This window comes from Streptomyces kebangsaanensis, from assembly GCF_001906585.1.
In the GTDB taxonomy this organism is placed as follows: Bacteria; Actinomycetota; Actinomycetes; order Streptomycetales; family Streptomycetaceae; genus Streptomyces; species Streptomyces kebangsaanensis.
In genome coordinates this window covers 1-4,723 of the sequence record NZ_JUJA01000017.1, presented here as the reverse complement: position 1 = coordinate 4,723, position 4,723 = coordinate 1, and the positions used below count along the sequence as shown (strand labels likewise).

Annotated in this window: 4 protein-coding genes and 2 pseudogenes; 3 read left to right on the top strand and 3 right to left on the bottom strand. The window is 73.0% G+C overall.

All coding sequences use genetic code 11. The annotated features are described in order from the left end of the window. Together RH94_RS41925 and RH94_RS01695 are read right to left on the bottom strand one after the other, a co-directional pair. The coding region (locus RH94_RS41925) for an alcohol dehydrogenase catalytic domain-containing protein (RefSeq protein ID WP_234425456.1) at positions 1–597 on the bottom strand (597 nt) is incomplete at its 3' end. Positions 598–779: 182 nt separating this feature from the next. Then, complete coding sequence (locus tag RH94_RS01695; RefSeq protein WP_073945944.1) at positions 780–1,922, bottom strand: ROK family transcriptional regulator; 1,143 nt, start codon at positions 1,920–1,922, stop codon at positions 780–782. A gap of 90 nt (positions 1,923–2,012) precedes the next feature. On the opposite strand from RH94_RS01695, the pseudogene RH94_RS41920 reads away from it, so the two are divergent. Both RH94_RS41920 and RH94_RS41915 read left to right on the top strand, forming a co-directional pair. Further along, a pseudogene (locus tag RH94_RS41920) lies at positions 2,013–2,490 on the top strand (YbiU family protein); the annotation flags it as partial. A 1-nt stretch (position 2,491) separates the two neighbouring features. After that, positions 2,492–3,305 (top strand): YbiU family protein (locus tag RH94_RS41915; RefSeq protein WP_234425455.1); only part of this gene is annotated, 814 nt, incomplete at its 5' end. Here RH94_RS41915 and RH94_RS46520 read toward each other — a convergent pair. After that, positions 3,268–3,903 (bottom strand): NUDIX domain-containing protein, encoded by a 636-nt coding sequence (locus RH94_RS46520; protein ID WP_407697241.1) that lies wholly within the window; start codon positions 3,901–3,903, stop codon positions 3,268–3,270. The genes RH94_RS41915 and RH94_RS46520 overlap by 38 nt on opposite strands. A 160-nt stretch (positions 3,904–4,063) precedes the next feature. Here RH94_RS46520 and RH94_RS01680 point away from each other — a divergent pair. Beyond that, a pseudogene (locus tag RH94_RS01680) lies at positions 4,064–4,723 on the top strand (IS200/IS605 family accessory protein TnpB-related protein); the annotation flags it as partial.

The window sequence follows — 4,723 nt, the reverse complement described above, 5'->3', positions numbered from 1 at the left end:
CTCGTGGCGGCTCATCGCGATGACCCGCTCCGCGCCGAGCTGCCCGGCGGCCAGGACCGCGAGCAGGCCGACCGCGCCGTCCCCGACGACCGCGACGGTCCTGCCGGGGCCCGCCTGGGCCGCCACGGCGCCGAACCAGCCGGTGCCCAGCACGTCGGAGGCCGTCAGCAGGCTGGGGATCAGGTCCTCGGAGGGCATGTCCGGGGTGGCGACCAGGGTGCCGTCGGCGAGCGGGACGCGCAGCCGCTCCGCCTGGGCTCCCAGCGTGCCCATCAGCTCGCGTCGGACGCAGGAGGACTGGTAGCCGGCCCGGCAGATCTCGCAGGTGTTGTCCGAGGCGAAGAACGAGCCGACCACGAACCGGCCGGGCGCGATGGTCCTCACCTCGCTGCCGACCTCCTCGACGACGCCGACGTACTCGTGTCCCATCGGGGCCGGTCCCTCGACCGCCTCGATCCCGCGGTAGGGCCACAGGTCCGACCCGCAGACACAGCTCGCCGACAAGCGGATCACCGCGTCCGTCGGCGCGACGACCCCCGGATCCTCGCGCCGCTCCACCCGGATGTCGCCGGGGGCGTGCATCACGACACCGCGCATGGCTGCTGCTCCTCACGTGCTGGACCGGCCCGCAGGACGCCGCCGGGCGACCGCGCCGTCATCCGTTCCGCCCGTCCGGGCGGTCGCCGTCCGGGGGCGTGCCCTTCCCTGTCCGCGCAGGGGAGGCGGCAGGGAAGGCCGCACCGGCCGGGTAACCGGCTTCCGCCCGCGCAGACAGGCTTTTACGCCTGGGGTGCGGGGTGAGCCGTCCGGACGATGAGGGAGCGGAGTTCTTCCACGGCCCGGGAGCGGGCACCGGTCAGTTCGGGTGACGACAGCACGGCCGCGGTGAGGGGAACGGGGCGCGGTGTGCGGCTGAAGTGCTCGTCGACGGCGGTGATCAGGCCGGGGCACAGGCCCCACTCGCCGCCGATGACGACCATGCGGGGGTCCGCGAGGGAGACGGCCGCGGAAAGGACGCCGCCGATGGCCCGGACCAGTACGGCGCGGACCCGCTCCGCCTGCTCGTCGCGGCGGGCGAGGAGCTCGACCAGTGCCGGGACGTCGATGGCGGTGGAGGCGGGCCGGCGCAGACCGAGGACGGCGAAGACCTCGGTGAAGGCCATGGCCTTCCCGTCCGGGCCCGCCGTGCAGAGGTGGGCGATCTCTCCGACGAGTCCCCTGTGCCCGCGCCGGACGACGCCGTCGCTCACCACGGCGCAGCCCAGGCCCTCACCGAGGTGGAGGTAGACGAAGTCGTCGACGCCCCCGGCACAGCCGGCCCGGTGCTCGGCGCGGGCGGCCCAGTTGACGTCGTTGTCCACCAGGACGGGGCCGGACACGGTGGGCGCCAGGACGGCGGAAGGGTCGAGGTCGCCGACGAGGAAGGGGGCGTCGGGCAGGTGCACGAGCCGGCCCGTCCCGCGGTCCACCGGGTCGGCGGCGCTGACCACCGCGAGGCGCAGCCGGCCGGGGATCCGCCCGGCCAGCTGTCCGGCCGCCGCGTCGAGGGCCTCGGCGGCCACCCGGGGTCCCGCGCTCGCCTCCAGCGCGGTGCGGACCTGTCCGTGGACGTGGCCGAGGGCGTCGACCGCCTCGGCCACCACTCCCCGCGGGGTGATGGCGGCCACCAGGGCGGCACCGAGCTGCGGGGCGAGGGAGTAGTACGAGCCGACCCGTCCGCGCCCGGTGGTGCGTTCGCCGGTGTCCACGACCAGGCCGGCCCGGGTCAGGCGCTGCACACTGTCGGAGATCGTGGGCTTGGAGATCCCGGTGCGGGCGGAGATCTCCGCCCTGGTCAGACGCGGGTGGGCCATGAGGGAGCGCAGCACGTTCTCGTCGGTCAGAGTGCGCAGCATCTCCAGCGACGGCTTCGGCGGGGTCATGCGCACCATTCTAGTAAGGACTCTTGCCTAAAAGTGGCGGGATGCTTACCGTCATGTCTAGTAAGGAGTCCTCACCAAAGGAGTCGGGCGATGACGCTCGCCGCTGAGCCGCACCACGCCGCTGCCCTGCCGCACTGGCAGCAGACCCCGGCGGACCTCACAGCCACCGTCCGCGAGATCAAGCCCGCCCTGCGGGCCCGCATCGAAGCCTCCGGCCGCACCGTCCAGGAGGTGTTCTCGGCCGTCGAGGGGCGCGTCGAGGCCCGCATCGCCGAGATCGAAGCCGACCGGAAGCGCGGCGAGGAGGTGTGGCCCGTCCTGGACTACGACGCGATCGCCGGCGGAACCGTCGCGCCGGCGGACCTGGCCAAGCTCAAGAAGCGCGGCTGCCTCGTCGTACGCGGCCACTTCCCGCGCGAGCAGGCGCTGGCCTGGGACGCCGGCATCGTCGACTACGTCGAACGCAACCGGTTCTTCGAGAACTACGCCGGGCCCGGCGACGACTTCTTCGGCAGCGTCGGCTCCAAGCCCGAGATCTACCCCGTCTACTGGTCCCAGGCCCAGATGCNCCGCCAGTCCGAGCGCATGGCCACCGTCCAGTCCTTCCTCAACTCGTTCTGGAAGCACACCTCCGACGACGGCACCCAGTGGTTCGACCCCGACCGCCACGCGCTGTACCCCGACCGCATCCGCCGCCGCCCGCCGGGCACCGACTCCGCGGGCCTGGGCACCCACTGCGACCCCGGCACCCTGGACCTGTGGATGACCCGGGAGTACCAGGAGGCGTTCCGCCACCTCTTCGACGGCACCGTCGAGCAGTACGACCCCTGGGACGCGGCCCACCGCACCACCGGCCCCCAGTACCCCGGCTCCACCATGTGCTCCGCGTTCCGCACCTTCCAGGGCTGGACCGCCCTGTCGGACATGGACGCCGACCAGGGCGTGCTCCACACCATGCCGATTCCGGAGATCATGGCCTACCTGCTCCTGCGGCCCCTGCTGCCGGACGTGCCCGAGGACTCCATGTGCGGCGTGCGTACGAACCAGGTGTTCCCCGTCACCGAGCGCTGGCACCCGATGCTCTACCGGGCCCTGACCCCCATCCCCGACGTCAGGGCCGGCGACTCCGTCTGGTGGCACTGCGACATGGTCCACAGCGTCGCTCCGGTCGAGAACCAGAAGGGCTGGGGCAACGTCATGTACATCCCCGCCGCCCCCTGGTGCCCCCGCAACGAGAAGTACGCGGCCTCCGTCAGGGAGGCGTTCGCCACCGGCTCGAGCCCGGCCGACTTCCCCGAGGAGCACTACGAGCGCTCCTGGGACGGCCGGTTCACCGCCGGCCGGCTCAACGACACCGGCCGCCGGGGCCTGGGCCTGGACTGATCCGGGACAGGCGGGCCGACCGGAGGCGCCCGACGGCCGAAGGGCCGGGCGGGCGCCTCTCTGCCGCGCGCCTGAGGACGGCCCCGCAGATGATCTCTTCCAGGCCGGTCGGTCCTGTTTCTCCGGTCCCCTCCGCCGAGCGCGAGGATGCGCGGGCGGGCGATGCCGAGCACGGCGTGGCGGACACCGTCCCCCTGAGCCGGCGGTCGCGCGGGACCGTCCAGGTCTTCACGTGGGCGAAGACGTGCTCGGCGCGGGCCCGGACCGTGCGGCGGTGCGGGACGACCGGGCCGGTCTCCTCGCGCGGTTCGCGTGCGACGGCCTGGTCGCACGCCTCGCCGGGCTCGGCACTCCCGCCGGGGAACGCCCAGTGACCGGGGCACCGGGTGGGCTTGTGCGCGTCGCGCGGGTGCGGCAGGTGCCGGCCGGCGTCGTCGACCAGGAGTGCGGCGGTTCCGGGCACATCGGTGGTGCGGCGACCGGCCCCGAGGTCATCGGCCACGACACCGTCCTGTCCGACAGCGTGGTCGGGCCGGACAACGCCATCGGCGCCGACCGCGGGGTTGTGAACTGCTGCCGATTGACAGTGGTTGAGCATGTTCTGGTGTGCATGAGTGAGTGTCGCGGTGGCGGTGCGTGGCACTGAACAACGGCAGGAGGCAGGGCGACGGGGGTTCTGGTTTCGAATGCGTGACCTTTGACCGGGGGTGGTCGTTGGACGCGGTGAGGGGCTCTTCAGTGTCGGGCGGTGGTGGGGTGTGGGCGTGCTGCGTGAGGTGGTGGCGCCGTTCGTGGTGCCCGGCCCGTCCGGAGTGGCGATCCGCTCCAGTCTCAAGGGTTTGACCGGGCAGGACGAGGCGGTGCTGCGCCTGGTCGGCGAGCTGCTCGGCTCGCTGGCCTCCGGCGACCTGAAGGCCCGCTGCGCGGCGGGCCTGACCCACGACGGCGAGCAGTGGGCGCAACGCAAGCGGGCGCTGACGGGGAAGTCGTCCTCGCGGTGGGCGGGCAGCCTCACCAAGGCCACCCACGACCAGTGGGCTTTGGCCCGGCGCGGGCAACTCGCCCACCTCCACAGCCTCCGGGCGGGCGTCGACACGATCACGCACCGCCTCGCGCAGCCCATCGGGACGAAGGGTTCCAAGGGTGCGCCGGGCGGCTACCGCTCCCGGCGGGAGTGGTTCGCCAAGTCCCGGCGCCTGCACGTACTTGAGGACCGACTGGAGCATGAACAGGCCGACTGGGAAGCCGGACGGGTGCGGGTGGTGCGCGGCGGCAAGAAGCTGGCGCGCACCCGGCACCACCTTGAAGCCGCCCAGCTGACGGAGACGCAGTGGCGGCTGCGGTGGCAGGTCCAGCGGTGGTTTCTCCAGGCCGATGGCGAGTCCGGCAAACGCTACGGCAACGAGACCATCCGCATC